This is a genomic window from Nocardia sp. CA-135953 (genome assembly GCF_050955735.1).
In the GTDB taxonomy this organism is placed as follows: Bacteria; Actinomycetota; Actinomycetes; order Mycobacteriales; family Mycobacteriaceae; genus Nocardia.
Genome location: NZ_CP192082.1, coordinates 4,795,719 through 4,818,870, shown reverse-complemented (window position 1 = coordinate 4,818,870; position 23,152 = coordinate 4,795,719). Strand labels below are relative to the sequence as shown.

Sequence of the window (23,152 nt, the reverse complement as noted above, 5' to 3'; positions counted from 1 at the left end):
CCGGCGATGCGGTGTGAGCGGATCGACACCGCGGAAACGGTGCATTACCAGCATGTATACAAATGCGCTCTGTGACCGTTTTGTCCGGTTTTCGCGTTGACAGCGACCTACCTCTGCAGCAGGCTGCTGCGTGACTTTCCGTGGAGCTGTCGCGGCTTGGCAATCGGAGGAGCAGGGTGGTGCGTTTACGTCAACGGTCGGAAAAACCCGGTGGCACAACGGATATGACCGCCGACTCCAGAAGTGAACGCCAGGTTGCCGGAAGCGGAATAGTGCGACCGCGCACGATTCGGGGGCAATTGGCCCGTATCCTCGTCGTCTCATTGGTTTTGGTATTGGCGCTGCTCGGCGTGACGGTCGCCCGGGAGGTCAAGGCCTTCCGAGACAGTGGTGACACCGTGCGCGCGGTCTCGCTCGCGCTGGCCGTCCAGGATCTGGTGCAGGAGGCACAGCGCGAACGCGGGCTCAGCAATGGTCTGCTGGGCGGCGATGTCCGACTGGTGCAGGCCGTGGCCGACCAGCGGGTCGAAACGAATCGCGCGCTGGCCGCACTCGAAGAGGCCGCGGCCGGGAACGCGGCGGGCGCCGCCCAAGTGCGTTCGGCGATCGGCCAATTCGACGCGCTGGATGCGACCCGTACTCAGATCGATGCCCGCCGCACCAGCAGGCAGGCCGCCTTTCAGTTCTATACCGACGGCATTTCCGCACTGAATCGTCTGACGCTCGGGCTCGATCAGGCGCGCGACGCCGAGGTTCGTCACGGCCTCGAGGCGCTGTATGCCCTCGGCGAGGCCAAGGAGCAGACCGCCAAGGAACGCGGATTCCTCAATGGCGTCTTCGCCGCCGATGAATTCCGCAACAGCGAGTATGTCGAATTCCTCGATATTCGCGCCGCCAAGATGGCCGGTCTGACCGCCTTCGCGCGCGACGCGACCGCGGCACAGCAGGCTGAGCTCGATGCGGCGCTGCGCAGCGAGAATGCCGTCAAGGCAGGTGAATCGGAGCGGATCGCGATCGCGTCGAGCGCCGGTCCGCTGGTGCGTTCGGTGGATCCGAGCACCTGGTGGGCGCAGATGACGGCGGTCATCGATGAGCAGCGCACGGTCCAGCAGGCGGTCGGTGTCGATGTGCAGCGGCGGGCGGCGGCGCTGCGCCGGGACGCGTTGTTGGCCCTCGGCGGCATCCTGCTCGCTGCGCTGATCGCCGTTGCCGCCGAGGTAGCGCTGGTCCTCACCAGTGTGCGCGCCATCGTGCGTCCACTCGCCGAGTTGGCGGCGGAGGCGGACGATGTCGCCAATCACCGGCTGCCCGGGGTGATCGCGGCCTGGCGGGAATCCGATGACACCCAACCGGATCCGCCCGCGCCGGTGCGCACGCCGCGCGGCGCGAGTGTCGAAATCGCCGCGGTGGCAGCGGCATTGGACGGTGTGCAGACCACGGCCTTCGAATTGGCGTCGGAGCAGGCGCTGGTCCGCCGCAATACCACCGAATCGATGGCGAATCTGGCGCGGCGCAACCAGAATCTGGTTCGCCGTCAGCTCGGGCTGATCAGCGAATTCGAACGCGAGGAACTCGATCCCAAGGCGCTGTCCAATCTGTTCGAGCTCGATCACCTCGCTACCCGCATGCGGCGCAATGCCGAAAGTCTGCTGGTGCTGGTGGGTGCGGGAAGCCCGCGACGCTGGGCCGAGCCGATTTCGCTCACCGATGTGATTCGCGCCGGGTTGTCGGAGGTCGACGACTATCGCCGGGTGTTGCTGCGGCGGGTGGACGATATCGCGATCACCGGCGCGGTGGTCACTGATCTCGCGCATATACTCGCCGAGCTCATCGAGAACGGATTGGCCTTCTCTCCACCGGATATGGAGGTGGAGATCTACGGACGCATGCTGCCTGCCGGATATCTGCTCGCGGTGGTGGATCACGGTGTCGGGATGCCGGTGGAGCAGTTGGACGAGGCGAATGCCCGGCTGCGCGGCGAGACCGATTTCGTTGTCGCGCCGTCGCGGTATCTGGGGCATTACGTGGTCGGCCGGTTGGCGCGGCGGCTCGGGATCGATGTCGAGTTGAATGTGTCGCCGGTGAGCGGGATCGTCGCGCGGCTGCTGTTGCCCGCGGGAATCGTCGCGGGAGAGAAAGATCGGCGCGAACCTGCGGCGCGAGAGCGAGGCGATTCGGCTGCGGTGGCCGGTGCGCAAGGGCAGGTCGAGTCGGCGGCGACCGGTGTCCTCCCGGCCTTGGGTGGATCTCCCGCGAGCGAAGCTGTTTCGCCGAGACCGATGCTCGGGGGGCCGCGGCACAGTGCTCCGGCTGATCGGGCTCGGGTGCCGGGCGCTCCGGTTGACGGTGCTCGGCTAGCTGATGCCTCGGTCAACGGTGCCCCGATGCCAGGTGCTCAGGTCAATGGTGCCCCGGTGCTGGGTGCCCTGGTCAATGGTGCCCCGGTGCTGGGTGCTCTGGTCAATGGTGCCCCGGTGCTGGGTGCTCTGGTCAATGGTGCCCCGGTGCTGGGTGCTCTGGTCAATGGTGCCCCGGTGCTGGGTGCTCTGGTCAACGGTGCCCCGGTGCTGGGTGCTCTGGTCAACGGTGCCCCGGTGCTGGGAGCTCAGGTCAACGGTGCCCCGGTGCTGGGAGCTCAGGTCAACGGTGCCCCTATCGATGACGCGGTGGTGGGTGGCAGCTCCATGCCTGGTGCCCCGCTGGCCGGTGCTCCGGTGCCCGGCGTTTCGGCGCCTGGCGCCCCGCTGGCCAGTGCTCCGGTGCCCGACGCTTCGGTGCCTGGCGCTCCGCTATCGGGTGCGCCGACCAGTGATGCGCGGACGACCGGCGCATCAGACCTCGACGGCACCGCGTCGCTGCCACCACGGTCCGGTGGACCCGCGCATTCCCGATCGGGATTCGCCGCATCCGCGCCGTTCGCCCAATTCCTTTCCACGCCGGTCGATTCCGATGACAGTGCCGAATCCATCGGTACCGGGATCGGTGGATTTGTATCCACACGCGACGGGAGCAATGGAGCGCTGACCGGTCTGCCCGGCGCTACCGGAACTGATGGTGCCAGCCGATCCCTGGGCTGGATGCCCGCAGACAACGGAGCCGATCGCCCCAGCGACGGCGTAACCGCATCCCAAGGTGCACAGCACGCTTCGCAGTCTTCGGTATGGCAGGTTCCCGAAACCGCAACAGCGGCAGCCGAATCCGCTGGTGCGCCGAACGTGGTGCAGCGCACCAGGAACGGATTGGTCAAGCGCAACAAGCGAGCGCGTCCAGCGGACATCGGAAGTGACAGCGCACCGAAGGTTCTCACTCCCGCGCCGCCGAGTGCTCCGGTCGCGGATCGCTCGCCGGCCGAAATTCGCGGCATGCTCTCGTCCTTCCGTGCCGGACATGAGCGCGGCGCTCTCACCCCGCCACGAACGGGGAAGCCCGAAAACATTCCGCGCGCCACGGATTTGGCGCAGACCTCGGCTTCACCCACCACCGCAGAGGAGTTTCGATGACCACCCACATACAGGCTGCGGACCCGCACACCTTCAACTGGATGCTGGCCAACTTCGTCCGCAATACCGATGGCGTCCGCGATACGGTCGCCGTTTCCTCCGACGGCCTGCTCATCGCCATGTCGGAGGGCTTGGACCGTACCGGTGCGGATCGACTGGCGGCGATGGTGTCGGGTCTGTCCAGCCTGGCTCGAAGTGCCTCGCGCAGTTACGCGTTCGACGGCCTGAAGCTGATCATGATCGAGATGAAGCGCGGCTTCCTGCTGGTCTCCGCCCTCGGTGACGGCAGCTGCCTCGGGGTCATCGCCGACGGCGGTTGCGATGTCGGTCTCGTGGGCTACGAGATGGCGGTGCTGGCCGAACGGGCCGGTGCGCTGCTGGCCCCGGCGCTCATTTCGGAATTGCGAGAGTCGTTGCGCCGATGAGAGATCCATACCGGCCGCGGTTACCGGACCCGCGGATGATCCCGGTCAACCAAACTTTCGACTGGCTGGGGGCCGGCCGGTCGCCGAAAGACAGTCCGGACGAGCGGGGCCTCGATGACCGATTCGTGCGCCCATTCGTCGTCACGGCGGGACGCACCACGCCATTGATCGACGGGCTGCGCATCGAAACACTGGTGCGGGCGCTGCCCGCCGCGCTGTCCGCGCCGCTGCACTTCGAACAGCGCACCATCGTTCGGCTGTGCCAGCAGCCGCATTCCATCGCCGAAATCGGGACGGCGTTGCACGTTCCGGTCGGCGTCGCGAAGGTGATCGTCAGCGATCTCGCGGCCGCCGGGCATGTTTCGGTCCAGGACGCCCCGGAACTTTCCACCGCAGCCATCGAGAGGATCAGGGACCTTGTACGGGCACTCTGAATATCGGACGCCACCGGCCGAGCGGTCGACGCCCTCGTCGGTCAAGATCGTGATCAGCGGCGGATTCGGTGTCGGCAAAACAACATTCATAAGCGCGATCTCCGAAATCGAACCGCTGGTGACCGAGGCGGCGATGACCGAGGTCGCCATCGGCGTGGACGATCCGGGGCGGCGTGCGGATAAGACCGAGACCACCGTCGCCCTCGACTTCGGCCGCATCACCCTCGACAGCTCGCTGATCCTGTACCTGTTCGGCACCCCCGGCCAGGACCGTTTCGTCTTCCTGTGGGACGACCTGGTCGACGGCGCGCTCGGCGCGGTGATCGTGGTGGACACGGGCCGGGTCGAGGACTGCTATCCGGTGCTCGACTACTTCGAAGAGCACAACACGCCATTCGTGGTGGTGGTCAACCGATTCGAACGGGGCGAGCACTTCGAACTCGACGAGGTCCGTGAGGCACTAGAGCTCGACGAGTGGATCCCCATCCTGGAATGTGATGCGCGAGACCGGGGATCGGTAAAGGAGGTGCTCGTCGCGCTCCTCGAACAGGTGCTCGTGCATCGCCTGTCCGCACCGCGTAAGCAACCCAGCGAGGTCGGCTGACCCCGTAGCCTGGCGCCGTGGGCGAGTAAAGGAGCGGCGAGTTGTACCGGGACAGCGATCCGGAGCTGGTGACCGAGCGCATCCGGGCACAGCGGTTGTGCGGCGAGTTCAATCGCACCGGTCCGGAGGAAGCCGAGCGGCGCGATGCGGTGCCGCGCGGGAGCCGTGAGCGATTCACCGAGATCGAACATTTTTGCGCGATCACCGATGAATTCCGGACGCACTCGCCGTCTTTGCTGGTGATCCCGCTCGACACCAGGAGATATCAAATGAGCAATGGCAAGGATTTCGCTCTCACCCACGTCGCGGTGCTGGTCGGCGACCAGGACAAGGCGCTGGAGTTCTACCGCGATGTCATCGGCTTCGAGGTCCGCCAGGATATGCCGTTTCCGGGCGGTCGCTGGCTGACCGTCGGGCCGGCGTCGCAGCCGGGTATCGAATTCATCCTGGAGAACCCGGGGATGAACCCGAACGAGGCCGCTCGTTCGGCCGCCGAGGCCAGGCTGGCCAGCGGTGCGCAAGGCACCCTGATCTTCACCACCGAAGCCGTCGACGACACCTACGCCCGGCTGCGCGACGCCGGCGTCGATGTCGATCAGGAGCCGATCACCCAGCCGTACGGCGTGCGCGATTGCGGCTTCCGCGATCCGTGGGGAAACCACCTGCGGTTCTCCCAGCTGCTCGGCTGATTCGCCGCGAACCGTCGAGGCGAATGTCACCGCCAACCGGGTCGCACCTGGCGCTAGGGTCGAATAATGACCCAAGCGCGGATCGAGACGGAACAGGATGCGACCCGGCCACTGCGCGATGACATCCGCTTCCTCGGCGGCATCCTCGGCGACACCATCCGCGATCACGAGGGCCCCGAGGTCTTCGACCTGATCGAGCGGGTGCGGATCGAGGCGTTCCGGGTGCGGCGCGAGGAGGTAGAGCGCAGCGCGGTGGCGGAAATGCTGGACGGCGTCGAGATCGCGGTCGCGCTGCCGCTGATCCGCGCGTTCACCTATTTCGTGCTGCTGGCCAATCTGGCCGAGGATATCCAGCGCGATAGGCGGCGCGCGGCGCATGAGGCGGCGGGGGAGCCGCCGCAGGATTCCTCGCTCGCGGCGACCTACCGCAAGCTCGACGCTGCGGCCCTGGACGGTGCCGAGGTCGCCGATCTGCTCGCCGACGCCCTGGTATCGCCGGTGATCACCGCACATCCGACCGAGACCCGGCGCCGCACCGTCTTCGATGTGCAGACCCGCATTACCGAGTTGATGCGATTGCGGCAGCGCTATACCGAAACCGAGCGGGCACGTGCTGATCTGGAGCTGCGGATCCGCCGCCAGGTGCTCTCGCTCTGGCGCACCGCGCTGATTCGATTGCAGCGCTTGCGGATTCAGGACGAGATCGCGGTCGGACTGCGCTACTACGACATCACGCTGTTCGACCTTATTCCGGCGATCAACGCCGAAGTTCGGGCGGCGCTGCGGTCCCGGTGGCCGGGCGCGGAATTGCTGCCGCGGCCGATCCTGCGCCCCGGATCGTGGATCGGCGGCGATCGTGACGGAAATCCTTACGTGACAGCGGATGTCGTGCGTCAGGCAGCGTCGCAAGCGTCGGCGGTGGCGTTCGGACGGTACCTGCACGAGCTGGTGGAGCTGGAGAAGTCACTGTCGCAATCGGCGCGGCTGGTGCTGGTGACACCGGAGGTCGCCGCACTGGCCGAGGCCGGTTATCCCGATCTCTCATCACATTCCGATGAGCCGTATCGCCGTGCGCTGCATCGGATTCGGGCGCGCCTGTCGGCAACGGCGCTTGCCGCGCTGGGCGAATTACCCGCGGACGGACTGGATATGGGTGCACCGGCCTACCCGACCCCGCAAGCGGTACTCGACGATCTGGACGCCGTGGACGCCTCGATGCGGGCAAGCGGTGACGGTCTGCTCGCCGACGACCGGCTGGCCGCACTGCGATATGCCGTCGAGACCTTCGGATTTCACCTGCAGGGCTTGGATATGCGCCAGAACTCGGAGGTGCACGAACAGGTCGTCACCGAGCTGCTGGCCTGGGCGGGTGTACATCAGGACTACGCGAGTCTCGCCGAGCCGGAGCGGGTGGAACTGCTCGCCGCCGAGTTGCGTACCCGTCGCCCGCTGCTCGGCCCGCATGCGCGGCTCAGTGAACTCGCTGCCAAGGAGCTCGATATCGTCCGTGCCGCACGGGATGTCGTCGTCACCTTCGGCGTCGAGGCGGTGCCGAACTACATCATCAGCATGTGCACGTCGGTCAGCGACATGCTGGAGGCGGCGCTGCTGTTGAAGGAGGGCGGGCTGCTCGATCCCGGTGAGCCCGATGGGCCGCCGAGCTGCCCGGTGAATATCGTGCCGCTGTTCGAGACCATCGAGGATCTGGGCGCCGGCGCGGCGACCCTGTCCGCGGTACTGGATGTCCCGGTGTATCGAGAGTTGGTGGCTGCCAAGGGAATGCGGCAGGAGGTCATGCTCGGATACTCCGATTCCAACAAGGACGGTGGGTACCTGGCCGCCAATTGGGCGCTCTACCGGGCGGAGCTGGATCTGGTCGAGGTCGCGCGCAAGACCGGAATTCGCCTGCGGCTCTTCCACGGTCGCGGCGGTACGGTCGGTCGTGGTGGCGGGCGCAGCTATGACGCCATTCTCGCCCAGCCCGTCGGCGCCGTGCGGGGTTCGCTGCGGTTGACCGAGCAGGGTGAGGTGATCGCGGCAAAATACGCGGAATCCGGTGCGGCGCATCGCAATCTGGAGTCGTTGATCGCGGGCACCCTGGAGTCGACGTTGCTCGATGTGGAGGGGCTCGGCCCCGATGCCGAGCCGTCCTATGACCTCATGGACGATCTGGCGGCGCGCGCCCGTGCGGCCTATGCGCGGCTCGTGCACGAAACACCGGGATTCGTCGAGTATTTCCGGCAGTCCACGCCGGTCGCCGAGGTCGGCGATCTGAATATCGGCAGTCGTCCTGCCTCCCGCAAGCCGACGAATTCGGTGAACGATCTGCGGGCCATTCCGTGGGTGATGTCGTGGAGTCAGGCCCGCGTCATGCTGCCGGGCTGGTACGGGACAGGTGCGGCGCTGGAGGAGTGGGTCGGCGGCGACCCCGACCGCTTGGCGATTCTGTCGGATCTCTATCGCCGCTGGCCGTTCTTCCGGACGGTGCTGTCGAATCTGGCCCAGGTCATGGCCAAGAGCGACCTGGATATCGCGGCCAGGTACGCCGATCTCGTCGATGATGTGGCCTTGCGCGAGTACATCTTCGGGATGATCCGCGACGAGCACGCCCGCACCATCCGCATGCACGCCGCGATCACCGGCAACGATCACCTACTCGCCGACAACCCGTCGCTGGCGGAATCGATCCACAACCGCTTCCCGTACCTGGAGCCGCTGAACCAGATGCAGGTCGAGTTGCTGCGCCGGCTGCGGGCGGGTGACGATTCCGAACTCGTCAAACGCGGCATCCTGCTGACCATGAACGGACTCGCCACCGCGCTGCGCAACTCCGGCTAGTTACGCCGACACGATGGCGACCGCATCGATCTCGACCAGCATTTCCTCCCGCGGCAGGCCGGTGAATACCGTTGTGCGGCTCGGCAATACGTCGCCGGCGGTGTGGGTGGTGACGAATTCGCCGTAGGCCTTGTTCATGACGGCGAAGTCTTCGCGTTTGGTCAGGTAGACGCGCAGCATCACCACATCGTCGAAGGTGGCGCCGCTCGCTTCGACGATCGCCTTGACATTCTGCAGCGTCCGAATCGTCTGGGCGGCAACGTCGCCGGGGAAGAGGTATTCATTTGTCGCCGGGTCGACCGGACCCTGGCCCGAGACCTGCACGAACGGGCCCTTGCGCACGCCCTGGGAGAAGGTGTGCGCGGGAGCGGGGGCGTCGGTGGTGCGGACGGCGATCTTCTCACTCATGAGTGGCCTTTCAGTGGGGTGCGGCGGGAGTCCAGCCGAGTTCGGCGGAAATGGCATCGGCCGCTGCGCCAACCCGCGGCAGTTCGGCCAACACCTGGTCGTGGTCGAGCAGCATGTCCGGCACCGACATCGAGACCGCGGCGACCACGGTCCCGGTGCCATTGCGCACCGGGACGCCGATGCAGTTGACGAAGCTCTCGTGTTCCTCGTGGTCTTCCGCATAGCCCTGTGTCGCAACGAGTTCCAGCTCTTCCAGATAGCGCTCCGGGGTACGGATGGTGCGGTCGGTGAACTCGCGGTAGTCGAGGCGCTCGGCGATCGCGCGCCATTCCGTGCGCGGCTGTGCGGCGACGAGCACCTTCCCGACCGCCGTGCAGTGCAGCGGGGCGGGTCGACCGATGCGGGAATACATGCGCACGCTCTGGATCGCATCGAACTTGTCGATGTAGATGGCGTCACCGGATTCGTAGGTGGCGAGGTGAATCGTCTGTCCGGTAGCGGAATTCAGTGCGCTCAGGTGCGGGCGGGCGAGGGTGCGAACATCACGCTGTTCCAAGGCGCGGTTGGCGAGTTCGAAAATCCGGGAGCCGAGGACGTATCGGTGCTGGCTGTCATGTGTGACGAAGCGTTGCGATTCCATGGTCTGCAGCAGTCGCAGCACCGTCGACTTGTGCACGCCGAGCTCACCGGCCAGTTGATCGAGCGAGCGCGCATCCTCCCCGAGTGACAGCAGGATGGTCAACGCGCGCAACAAACTCTGGCTCATGACTTCGCCTCGCCGGCGCTCGGCTCCGTCATCGCCATGGGCGCTGTGCCTTCGATTCGCTCGCCACGCTCGCTCATGACGCCACATTCTCTGCTACGACATCTCTGGTGTAGTGCACGCGCCCCCAGGCGGACTCGTCGAGTGCCGCCAATGCCGCCAGCGCACCGGGTGAAGGCAATTCCGCGACATCACCGGCGCCGGTCAGCGCGGCGGCGGCACACAGATGCCCGAAGCGCAGCCGCTGCTCCAGCGGTCGTCCACGTAGCAGGGCGGCAAGATATCCGCCCGCGAAGGCATCACCGGCACCGATCCGCTCGGTGATCTCCAGTTCCAGCGCGGGCACTTCGATACGCTCGGCTCCGGAGAATCCGGTCACCGAATGCTCATTGTTCTTGACCACCAAGTGTTCCGGCTCGGGGAACAGACCCCGCAAGCGGTCGGCGTCGTCGGTGCCGAAGACCGCATCCGCCTCGTCGGCGCCGAGGAACACCACATCGCAGCCGCGTACATGACGAGCCAGCACCTCGGCTGCCCGCTCGACGCGCCCCGCCCACAGCGCCGGACGGTAATTCAGATCGAAGCTGACCAGCATGCCTCGGCGGGGAAGTGCGACAAGGGATTCCGTGAGGCGGGTCGCGGATTCCGAGAGCGCGGTGGTAATTCCGGTGAAGTGCACGAGGTCGGTGCGTTCGAGCAGTCCGGCCGCCGCCGTCAGATCGGCGGTGGACAGCGCGCTGGCGGCGGAGCCGGTGCGGTAGTACAGCATGCGGCTGGCTCCATCGGCCAGATCGGTCGCCTTGCCCGAGCCGCTGCCGCGCTCCTTCACATAGACGGCGGTGGGGCGTACGGGATCGATGACGACCGCCGACACGTCCACGCCGCGTGCCACGAGGTGTCCGGTGAGATACCGGCCGAATCCGTCATCGCCGACCCGGGAAATCCACGCGGCGTCCACATCGAGCTGAGTGAGCACGGTGGCCACATTCGCCTCGGCGCCGCCCGCGGTTCGCTCGAAGTTCTCCGAGTCCTCCAGCGGACCGGGACGCGCCACCAGCACGGCGAGCCCCTCACCGATGGTCACCGCCCGCGGGCGGTGCGACGTCGTAGGCCACGTCACATCGATCTCCCTTCTGCCCTTGCGGCCACCGGCCATCCAGTGCAGAATAGCCACACAAAACACGATGTGCAACAAGCGTTGCAAAATATGCAATTCCTGAGCGATATGATTCGGCGGAGACGATTCCGCGGGAAGGAGCGACATGGCTATCGACGAGAAAGCCGTTGCCGCACTGGCGGATCGGACGCTCGGACCCGAGCACAAGGGCCTGCCGCCCGCGGCGTGGGGCCGCACGGTTCGCGACTTCCTGGACTCCGCGCCACACCTGGACGAGTTCGAAACCCCGGTCTTGACCGTCGATCGCGCGGCCGTCGCGGCGAATGTCGCGGTAATGGCCGACTGGGTCGCGGCCGCGGGTGTGCGCCTGGCGCCGCACGGGAAGACCACCATGGCCCCGCAGCTGTGGGCGCAGCAGTTGGCAGCCGGATGCTGGGGGATCACCTTCGCCACCGTGTGGCAGGTACAGGTGGCCCGGTCGTTCGGAGTCGGACGGATCGTGCTGGCCAATGCACTCGTCGATCCGGTCGGATTGCGCTGGGTCGCCGCGGAATCGGCGCGGGATCCGGAGTTCGAATTCTTCTGCTGGGTCGACAGTGTCGAGACCGTCGCGCTGATGGAGCAGCACCTGACGGGTGATGTGCGAATTCGGGTGATCGTCGAACTCGGTGGGCCGCATGGGCGTACCGGAGCACGCACGGTCGAACAGGCGCATGCGATTGCCGAGGCCGTCGGCCGCGCCGAGCGACTGACCCTGGCCGGAGTCGGCGGTTATGAGGGTGCGCTCGCTCACGATCGCACCCCGGACGGGATCGTCGCCGTCCGGCACTATCTGGACGAAATCGCCCGCCTACACCGCGAACTCGCCGCGGCGGGACGCTATCCGGAAGGCGCGATCGTCACCGCGGGCGGCAGCGCATTCCCGGATCTGGTCGTCGAATGTCTGGCCGGACTCGCCGACGAGCAAGGTGTGCCGACCACAGTGGTACTGCGCTCCGGTGCGTACATCATTCACGACGACGGCTTCTATGCGGGCATTTCGCCGCTGGCCGCGCCGCGCAGCGAACGACCGCTGCGCTCGGCGATGCACGGCTGGGCGCGGACCGTTTCGCGACCCGAGGCAGAACTCGCGCTGCTGGACGCCGGTAAGCGCGATCTGCCATTCGACGAGGGGCTTCCGGTCCCGCAATTCGTTGCGGGACCGGAAGGTTCGTTGAATCCGGCGGCGCATGTCAGTGCGCTCAATGATCAGCACACGTTCCTGCGGCTGCCGGGAGGTGCCGCTGGTGACCTGCCGGTCGGCAGTGTGGTGCGGCTCGGTCTGTCGCATCCGTGCACCGCTTTCGACAAGTGGCGGTTGATCCCGGTCATTGATGACGCCGATGCGGAGCGGCCACGTGTTGTCGACCTCGTTCACACGTTCTTCTGACGAGTAGCCATGACGGATTTAGTGTTTCGCGATATCGATGTCATAGACGGCACGGGAGCGCCACGCTTCCGCGCCGATGTCGGCATCGATCGGGGACGGATCAGCACTATCGCCGACCCGGGAACGATCATCGACGCGGCCCGTGTCGTCGACGTGCCCGGTTCGGTGCTCACCCCCGGCTTCATCGATATGCACGCGCACTCCGATCTGCATCTGCTCACCGAACCCGGCCATTTCCCGAAGATCAGCCAGGGTGTCACCACCGAGGTCATCGGACAGGACGGGCTCTCGTATGCCCCGATCGATGACGCCACGCTGGCGGTGTTGCGGCGTCAGATCGCCGGATGGAACGGCAATCCCACCGATCTGGACTTCTCCTGGCGCACGGTCGCGGAGTATCTGCACCGGCTCGATCAGGGCATAACACCGAATGCCGCGTACCTCGTACCACAGGGCACGCTGCGGCTGCTGGTCGTCGGTAGCGAGCAGCGCTCGGCGACGGTGGCGGAGATCCGGCGGATGCGGGAACTGCTCGCGCAGGGGCTGCGCGAGGGTGCGGTCGGTATGTCGAGCGGACTGACATATACGCCCGGAATGTATGCGGACACCGGGGAATTGGCGGCGTTGTGCGAGATCGTCGCCGAATACGGCGGATTCTATGCACCGCATACGCGCTCCTACGGTAAGGGTGCGTTGGCGGCCTACGCCGAGATGATCGGCCTGGCGCGCAGCACCGGCTGCGCACTGCATCTCACCCACGCGACCATGAATTTCGGCGTGAACCGCGGGCGCGCACCGGAATTCCTGGCGCTGATCGATGCCGCCCGGGCCGAGGGATGCGATATCACCCTCGATACCTATCCATACTTGCCCGGCTCCACGACACTTTCGGCGCTGCTGCCGAGCTGGGCGATGTCCGGTGGCCCGGATGCGGCATCGGCTCGCATCGACGATCCCGAGATGCGCGCGCGAATCACGTTGGATGTGAACGTGAATGGCTCCGACGGCTGCCACGGCGTCACGGTCGAATGGGAGACCATTCAAATCAGCGGTGTCGCCAATGCGGAGCTGGGGGAGTACGTCGGCAAGACCGTCGCGGAAATCGCGACCGATACCGATCGCGCACCGGTCGCGGTGTTCTTCGATCTGCTGCGCAGAGATCAGTTGGCCACCACCATTCTGCAGCACGTCGGGCACGAGGAGAACGTGCGCGCGATCATGGTGCATCCGGTGCATATGGGTGGCAGCGACGCACTGCTCGTCGGTGATCGGCCGCATCCGCGCGCCTGGGGCACCTTCCCGCGCTATCTGGGCCATTACGTCCGCGAGCTCGGTGTGCTCGGATTGGAGGAGTGTGTGCATCACCTCACGGGTCGGCCCGCCGAGCGGCTGCGACTGAGCGACCGCGGACACGTATTCACCGGGTACGCAGCCGATCTCGTGCTGTTCGACCCATCGACGATCACCGACACCGCGACCTTCGACAACCCGAAGCAGCAGGCGCGCGGCATTCGGCACGTGCTGGTCAACGGCGAATTCGCTATCGAGAACGGTGCGCCCACCGGCAAGCTCGCCGGACGCGCGCTGCGCATGGACACCACGCGGAAGGAGACATATTGAACGCCATGAGCGCTCTGGACGTCATGCGCGCCGACCGTGTGCTGACTGTGGTGCGGGCGCCGAAGATTCCGGATCCATCGGCGCTCGCGGATGCGCTGGCGCGCTCCGGGATTCGCACCTTGGAGCTCACCTTCACCACGCCTGGCGTGCTCGATTACCTTCGTATCGCCGCAACAGTTCCCGATGCTGTCGTCGGTGTCGGAACCGTACTGCATGCCGGCCAGGCCGCGGCCGCGATCGACAACGGTGCACGGTTCCTCGTCACCCCCGGTGTGCGCGCGGAGGTCGCGGCCGTCGCGACCGAACGCGACATTCCGGTCGTCATGGGCGCTTTCACACCCACCGAGGTGCTCACCGCACTCGACCTCGGCGCCGCCGCGGTGAAGATCTTCCCCGCCAGGGCGCTCGGTCCCGGCTATATGAAAGACCTGCGCGGTCCCTTCCCCGATGTGGCGCTCATTCCCTCCGGGGGCGTCAATGCGGGCAATGCCGCCGAATTCCTCGCCAACGGAGCCGTGGCCGTGACCGCGGGTACCGATGTCGTGGCCCCATCCGACGTCGCCGCGGGCCGATGGTCCGAAATCGCTTCGCGTGCGGCGTCATTCGTTCGATCCATGAATTGAGAGGTACCCAGATGGGCACCACTGTCGACTGGCTGCGCACCACCACACCCGGCTTGCTGGTGCTGTGCGGTCTCGCGATTGCCGTACTGCTGCTCGCCATTATCAAGGTCAAGCTGGAGCCGTTCATCGCGCTGCTGCTCACCGGACTCGGGCTGGCACTCGCGGCCGGACTACCGGTGTCGAAGATCGTCGGTACGGCGATCAAGCCCGGTGATTCGCTGCTGGAGACGGGTTTCGGCGGCATTCTCGGGCATATCGCGGTCATCATCGGCCTCGGCACGGTGCTCGGTGCGATCCTCGAACGCTCCGGTGGTGCGGATGTTCTGACCGGCAAGCTGCTGAGCCTCTTCGGTGAGAAGGGCGCACCGGTCGCCATGGGTCTGCTCGGGCTCATCTTCGGCATCCCGGTCTTCTTCGATATCGGCATCTTCGTGCTCGCACCGCTGATCTATGTGGCCGCCAAGCGCGGTGGGCGATCGCTGGTGCTGTACGCCATGCCGATGTTGGCGGGTCTGTCCATGACCCACGCGTTTCTGCCGCCGCATCCGGGTCCGGTGGCACTGGGTGGACTGCTCGGGGTGAGCCTGGGATGGCTGATCATCATGGGATTCGTCTGCGGCATACCGGGATTCATCGCCGCGGGCATTGTGTGGGGCACGTACATCGGCAAGCGGGTACAGGTCGAGGTGCCTGCCGAGTTCTTGGTGCGGCCGGAGGCCGAGACTACGGCGAAGGGCGAAGGTCCTGGCACCGCGACGGATCCGGAGACTGTACGCACCGAGACCCGCCCGCCCGCGGTCGGGCTCATCGGCGGCATCATCGCGATTCCGCTGGTACTCATCCTCGGTGCGACCTTCGGCAGCCAATGGCTGGACAAGGATTCGCGGCTGCTGCAGGTGCTCACCTTCCTCGGCACACCGGCCGTGGCGCTGTTGATCGCGGTGCTCGTCGCCTTCTATCTGCTCGGTGTGCGGCGCGGTTCCAGTGTGCAGGAGCTCAGTACGCTCACCGCGGAATCGCTGAAGCCGGTCGGCATGCTCTTGCTGGTGGTCGGTGCGGGTGCGTTCTTCGGAAAGGTCATCTCCGCCACCGGCATCGGGACCGCTCTCGCCGACACCATGTCGGCCGCCGGACTGCCGGTGATCGTGCTCGCGTACATCATCAGCTGCGGTCTGCGCATCGCACAGGGCTCGGCCACCGTCGCCATCGTGACCACCGGCGGCATTGTCGCGCCGCTGGTCACCGGGCACGGCTACTCGCAGATGGCCGTCGCACTCATCGCCATGGCGATCGCGGCGGGGTCGATCATTCTCAGCCATGTGAACGACGGTGGCTTCTGGATCATCTCGAAGTACTTCAACCTGACGGTGAAGCAGACACTGCAGACCTGGACGGCGCTCGAAACCGTGCTCTCGGTGGTCAGTTTCGCGGTCGCGGCGGTGCTGTTCGCGATTGTCAGCTGAACTCGCTCCAGCTGGCTTCAGCCCGGCATCTCGATCGAATCCCGGTGCCGGGCTGGATGATTCGTGCAGCTCGGTTGTCTTCCGGTCGACCTCCATCATGTTCTTCGAGTAGCTCACTGGAGATTGCAGTACGGAATGCGGCCATGCGACTCGGTGCCCTCGTCGGTGCTGTCGAAGCTTCGGTGCCGTCGAAGCTTCGGTGCTCGATCGAAGTCGCAGAGCGCGGATCAGTGGAAGTTGCGGAGGGCGGCTGTGCAGCGGGTGGCTTGGGCGCGGACGGCTGTGACGAGTTCGGGTGGGCCGTTGAGCAATGTGAAGTCGATATCGACCGAGGTGATCATCCAGACCAGTGCGTCCGGAGTATCCGCGCCGACGTGCAGTTGGCAGGTGTGGTCATCGACGGCTTCGATAACGCCCATACCGGGCCAGACATTCGGTGCGGCGTCTTCGGCGGACCTGTGCAGCAAGGCAATTGCTTGGTAAGGCCAGGCTCGGGAAGAGAGTCGTAGTGAAAGGTGGGCCGCGACATCGCCTTCCGGGAGTTCCCGTGGCGTGAATCGCGGGCCGGTGGGGGTTCGTGGCGAGATGCGGTCGGCTCGGAAGGTGCGCCAGTCATCGCGATCGACATCCCAGGCCACGAGGTACCAGCGCCTGCTGAAGTGGACCAGGCTGTGCGGCTCCACCGCACGACGGGTGGTAGCACCGCTGTGTGCGCGATAGTCGAAGCGCAAGCGCTCGTGCCGTTGACAGGCCTCGGCGACGGCCATCAAGGTGTCCGGTTCCACGGTTGCGTCCGGTGTCCCGACCCGGACAGTCGCGCCACGCAGTGTGCGGACCCGGTGGCGCAGCCGCGGCGGCAGCACCTGTTCGAGTTTGGTGAGCGCGCGCAGCGATGCCTCCTCGATACCCGCGACCGTGCCGTCGGAGGCGCTGCGCAAACCGACCGCCACCGCAACGGCCTCCTCGTCATCGAGAAGCAGCGGCGGAAGCGCGGCCCCGGCGCCGAGTCGATAACCCGCGGTGCCCTGTGTGGCGTGCACCGGGTAGCCGAGTTCACGCAGCCGATCCACGTCGCGGCGGACCGTGCGGCCGGTGACGCCGAGTCGTTCGGCGAGTTCGGTTCCGGTCCAGTCGCGGTGGGTCTGCAATAGGGCGAGCAATTTGAGCAGGCGCGCCGAGGTCTCCAACACGAAATCCAGAATGTCAGATGCTTAGGAACGATCCTGTCCTAAGGGAGTAATACCGTCGCTTTCATGAACCCCGAACAGGACATCCGCCCCTTCCGCATCGAGATCCCGCAGGCCCAGATCGATGATCTGCACGCCCGGCTGGCGAATACCTTGTGGCCGGATGAAATCCCGGGCGATGGTTGGGACAAGGGCGCGTCGATCTCGTATATGAAGGGGCTCGCCGATTACTGGCGGTCCGAATACGATTGGCGCGCGGTCGAAGCGCGGCTGAACGAGCTGCCGCAGTTCGTCACCGATATCGACGGGCAGCAGGTGCATTTCCTGCACGTCCGCTCGCCAGAGCCCGATGCCGTACCGCTGGTACTGAGCCACGGCTGGCCCGGGTCGTTCATCGAATTCCTCGATGTGATCGAACCTTTGAGCGATCCGAGGGCGCACGGCGGTGATCCGGCCGATGCGTTCCATCTGGTCATCCCGTCGTTGCCCGGATTCGTCTTCTCGGCGGCCGGACCGAAGGTCGGGGACGGCTCGACCGAGCAATTCGCGCAGGTGGTGGCCAAATTGATGGCACGGCTCGGCTACGACCGGTACGGGGCGCAGGGCGTCGACGCGGGCTTCTTCGTCTCGACCGAACTGGGACGGATCGCCACCGATCATGTGCTCGGCATCCATGTGAACGGGCCGATCACGCTGCCGTCCTGGAGCGCTGACGGTACGGAACCGGAATACAGCCCGCAGGATCGGGTGAAGCTGGACAAACTCACCGGTAGCGAAAGCTATACCCGCTTCGGCTATGCGATGGTGCAGGCGGCGCGTCCGCAAACGCTGGCGATCGGCATGCACGATTCACCCGCCGGGCTGCTGACCTGGATCGTGGATCTCTTTCAGCGCTGGAGCAATCCCACGCTCGAGTTGCCCGACGAGGCGGTGGATCGCGACGCGCTGCTGACCAATGTCAGCCTCTATTGGTTCACCAGGACCTTCGTCTCCTCGATCCGGCTGTACGGGGAGGGGGACTCATGGGGGATGCCTGCGCGGAATTCCGGCGTGCCGACTGCGGCCGCGGTATTCGCCGGTGACAATTCCATTCGCGTACTCGCAGAGCAGCAGCACAACATCGTGCGCTGGACCGAGTACGGCCGGGGTGGTCACTTCGCCGCGATGGAAGCACCGGACCTGCTGACCGACGATGTGCGCGCGTTCTTCCGCTCGCTGCGCTGAGCACTGTGTGGGTGTGGCTTGCGCAAGGTCAGGGAGCGTGCGGGCTTCGGTAATGTTCGGCCATAGCGAAGGCCGTCGCGGCGAGCCGGTCGCGGAATTCCGGCGGGTCGAGAACCTCGCAGAATTCGCCGTGTGGCAGGATCGCCCCCGCCAGCACCTCGTAGGACTCCGAGGGAATGGTCAATTCGACCCAGCCCTCGGCGTCCGGTTCGGTGGCCGATGCCAACGCCTCGGCAACCGCGGCGGGCTCGTGCATCAGCCGGAGCAGTCGCAGTTGGGCGGCCGCGATCCGGCAGCGAGCCCGCACACGCAGCATCGATCGGGCGAAATCATCGGCGGACTCCGACCAGTGCTCGGCGAGGTCGAAATCGTCTGGCCGCGTAAAGGATTCACCGATCTGCTCGGCCGAGGTGATCCGGCTGACCCGATACGAGCGGATGGCTGACCCGTCACGTGCGACGAGATACCAAGTCCCGGCTTTCAATACGAGGCCGAGTGGATCCAAGCGGCGTTCGACGGCTCGATCGTTGCGCCGATACCGGATATCGAGTCGCCTGTCGTGCCACAAGGCATCGGCAACCGCTGCGAGCGTTGGTGTCTCGTCGGGGCGATGGAACCAGCCCGGCGCGTCCACATGGATACGTTCCGCGATTCGTGTTGCCCGGCCACGCAATTCAGGCGGCAGTGCGGCGAGCACTTTGAGCTGCGCGGTCGCCAATACCGTGCCGAGTCCGAGATCGGCAGCGGCCGCGGGGTGTCCGGCGAGCAGTACCGCATCGGCTTCCCCGGTGGTGAGACCGGTCAACCGGGTGCGGTACCCGTCGACGAGCCGCACGCCACCCGTCCGACCAGGTTCGCTGTAGATCGGCACGCCTGCGGCGGAAAGCGCCTCGATATCGCGATACACCGTGCGCACCGACACCTCCAGCTCGCGCGCCAGCTCCGGCCCGGTCGTTCGGCCGCGCGTTTGGAGCAGCAACAACAGCTGCACCAGTCGACTCGCTCGCATGATTCGAGATTAGCCACAAAACTTGACAGAAGATGTCAAGTTTTGCTCGTACCGTCGATCCCATGACCACATGGAGCCAGTTCACCCAAGAAGCCCCGCGCATCGCCACAGTCTTCACTCGTCGGCACCAGGCCACCGGCAATCTCTGCATGCTCGGCACCCTGCGCTCCGACGGCTTCCCCCGCATCAGCCCCATAGAACCGCGGATCTTCGAGGGCATGCTGGTAATCGCGGGCATGCCGAACACCACCAAATTCAAGGACCTCGCCCGCGACCCGCGCTTCTGCCTGCACACCGCAACCGTCGACACCCAAGTCGGCGACGGTGACGCGAAGCTCTTCGGTACCGTCATCGACCTCCCGGACAAGGAAGTCCACGCCCGCTTCGCCCAGCAACTGTTCGACGAAACCGGCTTCGACATCCGCGGCGAGGAATTCGACCACTTCTACACCGCGGACCTGACCAGTGCCTCCACCGTCGAGGTCATCGACGATCACTTGGATATCACCATCTGGAAGCCAGGGCAGGGGGAGCGGGTGGTGCGCAAACACTGAGCACGGCCGGTCGGCGGTGATCAGCTGCGGCAGTTGGCCGGAACAGTCGGTGCGCTTCCATGGGCTCGCTACTCACCGTAGTGGTAGCGACATGCGAAGATGACCGCCGTATCGTCGTCGATCTTGTACACAATGCGATGCTCGCCGGTAATGCGACGCGACCAGAGCCCAGACAGATTGTGGCGCAACGGTTCCGGCTTCCCGATACCCTCATATCCGTTGCGTTTGATGTCCTCGATCAGAGTGTTGATGCGCCGCAACGTTCTTCGGTCGTTTGTCAGGAACCATTGGTAGTCTTCCCATGCCTCGTCCGAGAAGGTGAGTTTCATTGGCTCGCCTTCATCGCCCTGGCTCTTGGAGACTTGACTGCCTTCGCCGCCTTGCGGGCCTTCTTGGCAGGCTTGGGTGCTGGCTCGTCGTCATCGTCAGGTATATCGACCAGTTCGCGCGGTGTCCCACCGCCAGCCCGGTATGCCGCAATTGCGGACTCGAGACGCCGGGCATTCGCGGGGCTGCCCAATAAGTAAGCGGTCTCTCTTAACGATTCGTACTCGCTGAGGGCGATCACGACGGCCGGTGCATGTCCGGCGCGGGTGATCACGACCTCTTCCATATCTTCGGTTGCGGTGTCGAGAACCTCGGCTAGCTTGGCTCTGGCTTCGGTATAGGTCATCGGGCGCATGTCTCTACTGTACAGAAATCTGTACATCTTGGAATAGTTTGTTAAAATCGCTGGGGGTGCCAGGCGGTCCGCGATCGCACCGCCCATACGCCGGTCCCATCCAGGATGAGCGCATCAGGCGTATGAGCCCTAGAACACCGCCGCGCATAAACTGCCCCGCCTGGCGGTGGTCATCTTCTGCAATGCTCGGCATCAGTCAGCTGAGGCGAGCTCATCCCTGCGCCGCCGCAGAAAGGTCTGTTCTGCGGTGTTTGCCGTGTGGGCGATGGCGGCGTCGTAGGCCTGGATTGCCTCTGCGGTGCGGTCGAGTCGGCGTAGGAGGTCGGCGCGGATCGCGTGGTACAGGTGATGATTCGGTAGATCGATTTCCAAGAGCAGCGCCAGTGCCGCGTCCGGCCCCGCGACTTCACCGACCGCCACCGCGCGGTTCAGCGCCACCACTGGACTCGGTGCTATGGCGGCCAATTGGTCGTAGAGTTGCAGGATTTGTTGCCAGTCGGTGGATTCCGGATCGGGGGCGTCGGCGTGTACGGCGTTGATTGCGGCTTGGATCTGGTAGGGGCCGGGTTGGTTGCGGCGCAAGCACTCTCGGACGAGGGCATGTCCCTCGGCGATGAGCGTGCGGTCCCAACGGTCGCGGTCTTGGTCGGGCAGCGGCACGAGCGATCCGTCCGGTGCAGTGCGGGCGGCTCGACGCGACTCGGTGAGCAGCATCAGCGCGAGCAGCCCGTGTACCTCCGGCTCGTCGGGCATCAGCTCGATGAGTAAGCGCCCCAAGCGGATTGCCTCGGCACACAGGTCGGTCCGAACCAGCTGATCTCCGGAGGAGGCGGTATGGCCCTCGGTGAAGATCAGGTAGATGACGGCCGAGACCGCGCGCAGGCGGGCGGGCAGGTCGGCGTCGCGCGGGACTCGATAGGGGATGCGGGCGTCGCGGATCTTGCCCTTGGCGCGGACGAGCCGTTGCGCCATGGTCGATTCGGAAGTCAGGAAGGCGTGGGCGATTTCGGGTGTGGTGAGACCGCCGAGCAGCCGCAATGTCAGTGCCACTTGGGCATTCAGTGATAGTGCCGGGTGACAGCAGGTGAACATCAGGCGGAGGCGGTCATCCTGGACGGCGGTCATATCGTCGGGTTCGTTGTCGGCGTGCAGAAGTGCGGCCTCGGCATGGCGGTCGTCGCGAGACGCTTCGCGCCGCAAGCGATCGATGGCTCGGTTGCGCGCAGTGGTGATTATCCAGCCCGGCGGGCTCGGCGGGAGTCCGTCGGTCGGCCAGCGTTGTACGGCGGCAGTGAACGCGTCCTGCACCGCGTCTTCGGCGATGGTGATATCGCCGAAGACGCGGATCAGGCTGGCGACCGCCCGACCGTAGTGTTCGGTGAATACGGCAGCGATCGCGGCATCGGTGACCATCTCAGTGATCGGCCACCGGTCGTACCTCGATCGGCAAGGTGAGTACGGCGGCCATCTTCTTGCCCCAGTCGAGCGCCTCGTCCAGATCGGCTGCCTGGATGACGGTGAATCCGCCTATGTACTCCTTACTTTCGACATACGGACCGTCGGTGACGAGCACATCGTCGCCCCGGGCGCGCAGCACCGTCGCGGTACTCGGCGCATGTAGTCCCGCGGCGAAAACCCAAGCGCCAGCGGCCCGGATCTCGTCGTTCAGCGCGTACAGATCGCGCATGATCTCGTCGAGATCGTCCGGCGGCGCACTGCCTTCGGGCTGATAGATGCTCAGCAGATACTGCTGCACGACTCCTCCTCATCCCCGCTGGTAGGTGGCGATCACTACGCCGGTGGGGGTGGTCACGCTATCGGCGAGTCGCAGTTCGCCGAGGTCCGTGCCATCGAACAGCCGCCGCCCGCCGCCGATCACGATCGGATGGATCAGCAATAGATATTCGTCGACGAGATCGTTGCGCATCAACGTTTGCAGCAGATCGCCACTGCCGAGCACGACGAGATCCTGCCGCAGTTCGCGTACCGCGGCGACGACATCGCCGCCGAGCAGTGTGGAGTTCTCCCAAGGCAACGGTTCGGTCAACGTCCGGGACGCGACGAACTTCTCGGTCTTGTTCAGCACCTCGGTGTACGGATTGTCGGTTTGATGCGGCCAGAAGCTGTAGAACTGCTCGTAGGTCCGCCGTCCGAGCAACAGCGCACCGTGCTGGGTCGCCATATGTTCGCCCATCACCCTGGCCTGCACGGGGTCGTCGTGGCGATGCCCCCAGCCGCCGTGTCCAAAGCCGTCCCGGGTGTCCTCATCGGCCCCGCCGGGGGACTGCATGACGCCGTCCAGGGTGAGGTGCTCGACCGCGATGATCTTGCTCATGGGGAGTCCTACCTTTCCGTTGGCCGGTCGGTGACCGGCTTCGCTACCTACACGAACGGCCCTGCGGCGAATCGACATCGCGGACAGAAATCGGTCGGATATTTCGGTGCCCGCCGAAATATGCCGCTCGGTATCGATCCCGCAACAGTCGGCTGACACCGCGCCCGTTTTCGCGCAGGATCGATCGAGTGCCGAATCTCATCGACGCGATTGACCCGCAGCCTTTCCCGGGTATCAGTGCCCGGGCG

Annotated in this window: 22 protein-coding genes; 12 read left to right on the top strand and 10 right to left on the bottom strand. The window is 65.6% G+C overall.

The genetic code is table 11. From position 1 onward, the window contains the following. Positions 1–272: 272 nt before the first annotated feature. The 6 genes from ACQPXH_RS22170 to ppc all read left to right on the top strand — a co-directional run bounded on the left by ACQPXH_RS22170 (position 273) and on the right by ppc (position 8,490). Positions 273–3,500, top strand: a complete 3,228-nt coding sequence (locus ACQPXH_RS22170; RefSeq protein ID WP_433598452.1) for a nitrate- and nitrite sensing domain-containing protein — start codon at positions 273–275, stop codon at positions 3,498–3,500. After that, entirely contained in the window at positions 3,497–3,925 is a 429-nt protein-coding gene (locus ACQPXH_RS22165) for a roadblock/LC7 domain-containing protein (RefSeq protein WP_433598451.1), read from the top strand. The genes ACQPXH_RS22170 and ACQPXH_RS22165 overlap by 4 nt, the downstream gene beginning before the upstream one ends. After that, entirely contained in the window at positions 3,922–4,359 is a 438-nt protein-coding gene (locus ACQPXH_RS22160; protein ID WP_433598450.1) for a DUF742 domain-containing protein, read from the top strand. Before ACQPXH_RS22165 ends, ACQPXH_RS22160 begins: the two co-directional genes overlap by 4 nt. Next, positions 4,343–4,963 (top strand): GTP-binding protein, encoded by a 621-nt coding sequence (locus ACQPXH_RS22155; protein WP_433598449.1) that lies wholly within the window; start codon positions 4,343–4,345, stop codon positions 4,961–4,963. Before ACQPXH_RS22160 ends, ACQPXH_RS22155 begins: the two co-directional genes overlap by 17 nt. Before the next feature lie 41 nt (positions 4,964–5,004). Beyond that, positions 5,005–5,652 carry a VOC family protein gene (locus tag ACQPXH_RS22150; protein ID WP_433598448.1) on the top strand — a complete coding sequence of 216 codons (648 nt, stop codon included), beginning with the start codon at positions 5,005–5,007 and terminating at the stop codon, positions 5,650–5,652. Positions 5,653–5,718: 66 nt separating this feature from the next. Beyond that, positions 5,719–8,490, top strand: a complete 2,772-nt coding sequence (ppc, locus tag ACQPXH_RS22145) for a phosphoenolpyruvate carboxylase (RefSeq protein ID WP_433598447.1) — start codon at positions 5,719–5,721, stop codon at positions 8,488–8,490. On the opposite strand, the gene ACQPXH_RS22140 is transcribed toward ppc, so the two are convergent. From ACQPXH_RS22140 to ACQPXH_RS22130, 3 genes are all read right to left on the bottom strand, one after another. Continuing rightward, positions 8,491–8,898, bottom strand: coding sequence for a RidA family protein (locus ACQPXH_RS22140; protein WP_433598446.1), 408 nt, complete (start codon positions 8,896–8,898; stop codon positions 8,491–8,493). 10 nt (positions 8,899–8,908) lie between these two features. Further along, positions 8,909–9,664: an IclR family transcriptional regulator gene (locus ACQPXH_RS22135; protein ID WP_433598445.1), complete on the bottom strand. Its 756-nt coding sequence runs from the start codon at positions 9,662–9,664 to the stop codon at positions 8,909–8,911. Between the two features lie 73 nt (positions 9,665–9,737). After that, positions 9,738–10,835, bottom strand: a complete 1,098-nt coding sequence (locus ACQPXH_RS22130; RefSeq protein ID WP_433598444.1) for a sugar kinase — start codon at positions 10,833–10,835, stop codon at positions 9,738–9,740. An 88-nt stretch (positions 10,836–10,923) separates the two neighbouring features. Here ACQPXH_RS22130 and ACQPXH_RS22125 point away from each other — a divergent pair, with 88 nt between their 5' ends. From ACQPXH_RS22125 to ACQPXH_RS22110, 4 genes are read left to right on the top strand one after another with little or no spacing between them, the layout of a single operon-like run. Beyond that, positions 10,924–12,207 (top strand): amino acid deaminase, encoded by a 1,284-nt coding sequence (locus ACQPXH_RS22125; protein WP_433598443.1) that lies wholly within the window; start codon positions 10,924–10,926, stop codon positions 12,205–12,207. 9 nt (positions 12,208–12,216) lie between these two features. After that, a complete protein-coding gene (locus ACQPXH_RS22120) occupies positions 12,217–13,827 on the top strand; it encodes an N-acyl-D-amino-acid deacylase family protein (RefSeq protein WP_433598442.1) in 1,611 nt (536 codons plus the stop codon). Positions 13,828–13,832: 5 nt separating this feature from the next. Next, a complete protein-coding gene (locus tag ACQPXH_RS22115) occupies positions 13,833–14,450 on the top strand; it encodes a bifunctional 4-hydroxy-2-oxoglutarate aldolase/2-dehydro-3-deoxy-phosphogluconate aldolase (protein ID WP_433598441.1) in 618 nt (205 codons plus the stop codon). A gap of 11 nt (positions 14,451–14,461) precedes the next feature. After that, positions 14,462–15,913, top strand: coding sequence for a GntP family permease (locus tag ACQPXH_RS22110; RefSeq protein ID WP_433598440.1), 1,452 nt, complete (start codon positions 14,462–14,464; stop codon positions 15,911–15,913). Positions 15,914–16,140: 227 nt separating this feature from the next. Here the strand turns inward: ACQPXH_RS22110 and ACQPXH_RS22105 are convergent, their stop codons facing one another. Beyond that, on the bottom strand, positions 16,141–17,103 hold the full coding sequence (locus ACQPXH_RS22105; protein WP_433598439.1) for a helix-turn-helix transcriptional regulator: 963 nt from the start codon (positions 17,101–17,103) through the stop codon (positions 16,141–16,143). Positions 17,104–17,166: 63 nt separating this feature from the next. On the opposite strand from ACQPXH_RS22105, the gene ACQPXH_RS22100 reads away from it, so the two are divergent. Further along, a complete protein-coding gene (locus tag ACQPXH_RS22100; protein WP_433598438.1) occupies positions 17,167–18,324 on the top strand; it encodes an epoxide hydrolase family protein in 1,158 nt (385 codons plus the stop codon). Between the two features lie 28 nt (positions 18,325–18,352). Here ACQPXH_RS22100 and ACQPXH_RS22095 read toward each other — a convergent pair whose 3' ends face one another. Continuing rightward, positions 18,353–19,333 carry a helix-turn-helix transcriptional regulator gene (locus ACQPXH_RS22095; RefSeq protein ID WP_433598437.1) on the bottom strand — a complete coding sequence of 327 codons (981 nt, stop codon included), beginning with the start codon at positions 19,331–19,333 and terminating at the stop codon, positions 18,353–18,355. Between the two features lie 62 nt (positions 19,334–19,395). On the opposite strand from ACQPXH_RS22095, the gene ACQPXH_RS22090 reads away from it, so the two are divergent. Next, positions 19,396–19,887, top strand: coding sequence for a pyridoxamine 5'-phosphate oxidase family protein (locus ACQPXH_RS22090; RefSeq protein WP_433598436.1), 492 nt, complete (start codon positions 19,396–19,398; stop codon positions 19,885–19,887). Between the two features lie 68 nt (positions 19,888–19,955). Here the strand turns inward: ACQPXH_RS22090 and ACQPXH_RS22085 are convergent, their stop codons facing one another. The 5 genes from ACQPXH_RS22085 to ACQPXH_RS22065 form a co-directional block, all read right to left on the bottom strand. After that, positions 19,956–20,216 (bottom strand): Txe/YoeB family addiction module toxin, encoded by a 261-nt coding sequence (locus tag ACQPXH_RS22085; RefSeq protein WP_433598435.1) that lies wholly within the window; start codon positions 20,214–20,216, stop codon positions 19,956–19,958. Next, positions 20,213–20,560 carry a type II toxin-antitoxin system Phd/YefM family antitoxin gene (locus ACQPXH_RS22080; protein ID WP_433598434.1) on the bottom strand — a complete coding sequence of 116 codons (348 nt, stop codon included), beginning with the start codon at positions 20,558–20,560 and terminating at the stop codon, positions 20,213–20,215. Before ACQPXH_RS22080 ends, ACQPXH_RS22085 begins: the two co-directional genes overlap by 4 nt. 201 nt (positions 20,561–20,761) lie before the next feature. Then, on the bottom strand, positions 20,762–21,982 hold the full coding sequence (locus tag ACQPXH_RS22075) for an RNA polymerase sigma factor (protein ID WP_433598433.1): 1,221 nt from the start codon (positions 21,980–21,982) through the stop codon (positions 20,762–20,764). 1 nt (position 21,983) lies between these two features. Further along, positions 21,984–22,325 carry a YciI family protein gene (locus ACQPXH_RS22070; RefSeq protein WP_433598432.1) on the bottom strand — a complete coding sequence of 114 codons (342 nt, stop codon included), beginning with the start codon at positions 22,323–22,325 and terminating at the stop codon, positions 21,984–21,986. A gap of 9 nt (positions 22,326–22,334) precedes the next feature. Next, positions 22,335–22,904, bottom strand: coding sequence for a dihydrofolate reductase family protein (locus ACQPXH_RS22065; RefSeq protein ID WP_433598431.1), 570 nt, complete (start codon positions 22,902–22,904; stop codon positions 22,335–22,337). Between the last annotated feature and the right edge of the window lie 248 nt (positions 22,905–23,152).

What these genes read in the sequence shown, in the direction of transcription:
- ACQPXH_RS22165 (WP_433598451.1), top strand. Translation starts at nt 3,497, where the DNA reads ATGACCACCCACATACAGGCTGCGGACCCGCACACCTTCAACTGGATG.
- ACQPXH_RS22160 (WP_433598450.1), top strand. Translation starts at nt 3,922, where the DNA reads ATGAGAGATCCATACCGGCCGCGGTTACCGGACCCGCGGATGATCCCG.
- ppc (WP_433598447.1), top strand. Translation starts at nt 5,719, where the DNA reads ATGACCCAAGCGCGGATCGAGACGGAACAGGATGCGACCCGGCCACTG.
- ACQPXH_RS22140 (WP_433598446.1), bottom strand. Translation starts at nt 8,898, where the DNA reads ATGAGTGAGAAGATCGCCGTCCGCACCACCGACGCCCCCGCTCCCGCG.
- ACQPXH_RS22135 (WP_433598445.1), bottom strand. Translation starts at nt 9,664, where the DNA reads ATGAGCCAGAGTTTGTTGCGCGCGTTGACCATCCTGCTGTCACTCGGG.
- ACQPXH_RS22125 (WP_433598443.1), top strand. Translation starts at nt 10,924, where the DNA reads ATGGCTATCGACGAGAAAGCCGTTGCCGCACTGGCGGATCGGACGCTC.
- ACQPXH_RS22120 (WP_433598442.1), top strand. Translation starts at nt 12,217, where the DNA reads ATGACGGATTTAGTGTTTCGCGATATCGATGTCATAGACGGCACGGGA.
- ACQPXH_RS22115 (WP_433598441.1), top strand. Translation starts at nt 13,833, where the DNA reads ATGAGCGCTCTGGACGTCATGCGCGCCGACCGTGTGCTGACTGTGGTG.
- ACQPXH_RS22110 (WP_433598440.1), top strand. Translation starts at nt 14,462, where the DNA reads ATGGGCACCACTGTCGACTGGCTGCGCACCACCACACCCGGCTTGCTG.
- ACQPXH_RS22100 (WP_433598438.1), top strand. Translation starts at nt 17,167, where the DNA reads ATGAACCCCGAACAGGACATCCGCCCCTTCCGCATCGAGATCCCGCAG.
- ACQPXH_RS22095 (WP_433598437.1), bottom strand. Translation starts at nt 19,333, where the DNA reads ATGCGAGCGAGTCGACTGGTGCAGCTGTTGTTGCTGCTCCAAACGCGC.
- ACQPXH_RS22090 (WP_433598436.1), top strand. Translation starts at nt 19,396, where the DNA reads ATGACCACATGGAGCCAGTTCACCCAAGAAGCCCCGCGCATCGCCACA.
- ACQPXH_RS22085 (WP_433598435.1), bottom strand. Translation starts at nt 20,216, where the DNA reads ATGAAACTCACCTTCTCGGACGAGGCATGGGAAGACTACCAATGGTTC.
- ACQPXH_RS22080 (WP_433598434.1), bottom strand. Translation starts at nt 20,560, where the DNA reads ATGACCTATACCGAAGCCAGAGCCAAGCTAGCCGAGGTTCTCGACACC.
- ACQPXH_RS22075 (WP_433598433.1), bottom strand. Translation starts at nt 21,982, where the DNA reads ATGGTCACCGATGCCGCGATCGCTGCCGTATTCACCGAACACTACGGT.
- ACQPXH_RS22065 (WP_433598431.1), bottom strand. Translation starts at nt 22,904, where the DNA reads ATGAGCAAGATCATCGCGGTCGAGCACCTCACCCTGGACGGCGTCATG.